The sequence below is a fragment of the Ferruginibacter sp. genome (assembly GCF_014377975.1).
Lineage (GTDB): Bacteria > Bacteroidota > Bacteroidia > Chitinophagales > Chitinophagaceae > Ferruginibacter.
The window spans coordinates 1-1,984 of record NZ_JACMOO010000151.1 but is presented as its reverse complement, the minus strand read 5'-3'; the positions used below and the strand labels follow the sequence as shown (position 1 = coordinate 1,984).

Below are 1,984 nucleotides of genomic sequence, written 5' to 3'. Positions count from 1 at the left end.
TATATCCTAATCTCGAAAGGTCTTTTGATCAATTTCAAAAATGGGGTATTAAAGGGATGATGGTAGACTTCTTAAATCGTGACGACCAGGAAATGGTGAATATACAGGAAGAGATATTAAAAACAGCTGCTGAACATAAACTTTTTGTTCAGTTTCATGGGGCCTACAAACCCACTGGAATGCAACGTACTTATCCCAATGAATTTACCAGGGAAGGAACTTATAATTATGAAAACAATAAATGGAATAAAACCGGCCTAAGTCCTGATCATGATATCAATATGCCCTTCACCCGGTTATTAGCGGGTGCTACAGATTATCACCTCGGTGGTTTTCGTGCGGTGCCGCCTGTAAGATTTAAAACACAGCAAACCCGCCCTTACATGATCGGTACCCGCTGCCATATGCTGGCAATGTATGTTGTGTTGGAAAGTTATTTGGCCATGGTGTGTGACTATCCCGATGCATATGAAGGCCAGCCAGGTTTTAAATTTATTGAAGATGTACCAACAAGCTGGGATGAAACCATTGTGCCTGAAGCACAGGTGCATGAATTTGTAACCATTGCCAGAAGAAAAGGACAGGATTGGTTTATTGGCACCATCAACAATACCAAAGCTAAATCGCTGCAGTTGTCATTAAAGTTTTTACCACCAGGAAATTACCTTGCTGAAATATATGGTGATACAAATGACGATGAAGAAAACCCTGATAACATTTCAATAAAAACTCAGATGATAACCAATGCAGATACAATAATGCTTAATCTCGCTGCGGGGGGTGGACAGGCAATGCGCCTCGTTAGGCAATAATTGCTATCGGATTTATTTTAAGTATGGCCATTAAAACAGGAGATTTATTTCTTTTATTTAGAGAAGGATTGCAATTCCGCAATCCTTTATTTATTTTTAGTCCTAATCCTAAAAGATATGATAGTAAAAATGCCGCTGGAAAACTTCCTGGTAATTGATATTGAAACAGTTTCTGCACAGCAAAATTATAATTCGTTAAACGCAGATTGGCAGCATCTCTGGGAAGAAAAGGTAAAACGAACTGTGCCCGAAAATACAACGGTAGATGAATACTATCCTTTAAGAGCCGGTGTAATGGCAGAATTTGCAAAAGTAGTTTGCATTAGTCTCGGCTATTTTAAAAAAGAAAAAAGTGAATATCAATTTCGGGTGAAATCAATTTTCGGTAATGATGAAAAGGAAGTGCTGCAGAATTTTATTTCTACCATTAACCAGTTGGAAGCGGTAAACAATCATTGGTGTTTTACGGGTCACAATATCAAGGAATTTGATATTCCATTTTTGTGCAGACGGCTACTTATTAACGGCATGTCTATACCTTCTTACCTCGATTTTCAAAATATGAAACCCTGGGAAACCAACATGGTAGACACTTTTCAATACTGGCGGTTTGGGGATTATAAAAATTATACTTCCCTCAAATTGCTGGCTGCTTCCTTAAATGTGCCTTCACCAAAAGACGATATTGACGGCAGCATGGTTGGACAGGTATATTGGGAAGAAAATAATCTGGAACGGATAGCAGTGTACTGTCAGAAAGATATTGTTACAGTGGCAAATATTGTTATGAGATTTAAAAATCTGCCCTTACTAAAAGAAGGGCAGATAATAGTTGCAAAATAGAATATTTCGTTACAATTAGAATCCGGTTGCTGTTTTATTAACTATCCCGAGCTTCCTATTATCAATCTTTTGCACGTACAACTGCTTTACTGCTGTGTTTAAGCAATCTCCTGCATAACGTAAAAAAAAATCTTCAAAAAACTTTTCTTTACCCTTTGCTATTTCAAATCACTCCCTTACCTTTGCACTCCAAATTAAAAAACGAAAGTTTAAAGTTCTTTAAATATGTCACAACGAATCAGAATAAAATTACAGTCTTACGATCACAACTTAGTTGATAAATCAGCAGAGAAAATCGTAAAAACGGTACGCAGTACCGGTGCAGTAGT

3 protein-coding genes are annotated in these 1,984 nt (G+C 37.3%); all 3 read left to right on the top strand.

What is annotated here, in order from left to right; all coding sequences use genetic code 11:
- On the top strand, nucleotides 1-812 hold an 812-nt coding region (locus tag H7254_RS09015; protein WP_301932657.1), incomplete at its 5' end, for a glycoside hydrolase family 97 catalytic domain-containing protein.
- Between the two features lie 117 nt (nucleotides 813-929).
- Nucleotides 930-1,655, top strand: coding sequence for a ribonuclease H-like domain-containing protein (locus H7254_RS09010; RefSeq protein WP_301932656.1), 726 nt, complete (start codon nucleotides 930-932; stop codon nucleotides 1,653-1,655).
- A gap of 225 nt (nucleotides 1,656-1,880) precedes the next feature.
- The coding region (locus tag H7254_RS09005; protein ID WP_301932658.1) for a 30S ribosomal protein S10 at nucleotides 1,881-1,984 on the top strand (104 nt) is incomplete at its 3' end.

Bases quoted from the DNA above. Each gene is read 5' to 3' on its own strand.
- H7254_RS09010 (WP_301932656.1), top strand. From the start codon at position 930: ATGATAGTAAAAATGCCGCTGGAAAACTTCCTGGTAATTGATATTGAA.